Annotated in this window: 1 protein-coding gene; it reads left to right on the top strand. The window is 48.0% G+C overall.

Going from position 1 to position 1,104, the window contains the following annotated elements; translation table 11 throughout:
- Position 1: 1 nt before the first annotated feature.
- On the top strand, positions 2 to 1,104 hold a 1,103-nt coding region (locus BZG79_RS15875; protein WP_242414227.1), incomplete at its 3' end, for a PTS transporter subunit EIIC.

The raw sequence follows: 1,104 nt of genomic DNA, 5'->3' as shown, positions 1-1,104 counted from the left end.
ACTGCTATTCCCGTTTGTTGGGATACTGATTGGGTTAAGTATTGTTCTGAAAAACCCAGTGTTTGTCGGCGATCTTGCAGATAAAGAGGGCCTTTATTACCAAATACTAAAAGTCATCGAAGAAGGAGGATGGACCATCTTCCGTAACATGGCGCTGCTTTTTGCTATCGGTTTACCCATAGGTCTTGCCAAAACAGCACATGCTCGAGCAGTGATGGTTGTGCTTGTGTCCTACCTGACGTTTAACTACTTCGTTAATGCAATGGGAGGCTTTTGGGGCGAGTTTTTTGGTGTTGATTTCTCACAGGCTATCGGCGGCACATCAGGACTTACAGAAGTGGCTGGTATCAAAACGCTCGATACCGGGATTTTTGGCGCCATCATTATCTCGTCTCTGATCACCTGGATCCACAACCGCACGTTTGAAAAAACATTGCCGGCCTATTTAGGTATCTTTCAAGGTGCGTCTTTTGTCGCCATGTTGTCATTCTTCGCGATGATCCCAGCAGCTTGGCTCACTCTTTATATTTGGCCTTCCATTCAGCAGGGCATCCTTAGTCTGCAAACATTCATGTTGGAGTCAGGGTCGTTTGGCGTATGGCTATACACCTTTCTCGAACGCATTTTAATCCCAACTGGCCTGCATCACTTCATCTATACGCCGTTTGTCTTCGGCAATATCGCGACACCAAATGGCATCACCGCTGATTGGTTTATGAATCTCGAGAGTTTTACTCAATCGTCAACGGCGATGAAAGATCTCTTTCCCGCGGGAGGCTTTGCCTTACACGGCAACTCGAAAGTCTTTGGTTGTGTTGGGATTGCCATGGCGATGTATGCCACTGCCAAAACCGAGAATCGTAAAAAGGTTGCTGCGCTTCTCATTCCCGCGACGCTCACGGCGATGCTGGTGGGTATCACTGAACCACTCGAATTTACGTTCCTTTTCATTGCACCTTGGCTGTTCGCCATTCATGCGCTCCTTGCTGGCACCATGGCGATGATGATGTATAGCTTCGGCGTGGTTGGAAACATGGGGGGAGGATTAATCGAGTTCGTCACAGGGAATTGGATACCGTTACTCGGCAACCACACCAGTATGGT

The sequence above is a fragment of the Salinivibrio sp. MA427 genome (assembly GCF_001996115.1).
Taxonomy (GTDB): Bacteria; Pseudomonadota; Gammaproteobacteria; order Enterobacterales; family Vibrionaceae; genus Salinivibrio; species Salinivibrio costicola.
This window is presented reverse-complemented; position numbering and strand designations above follow the sequence as displayed.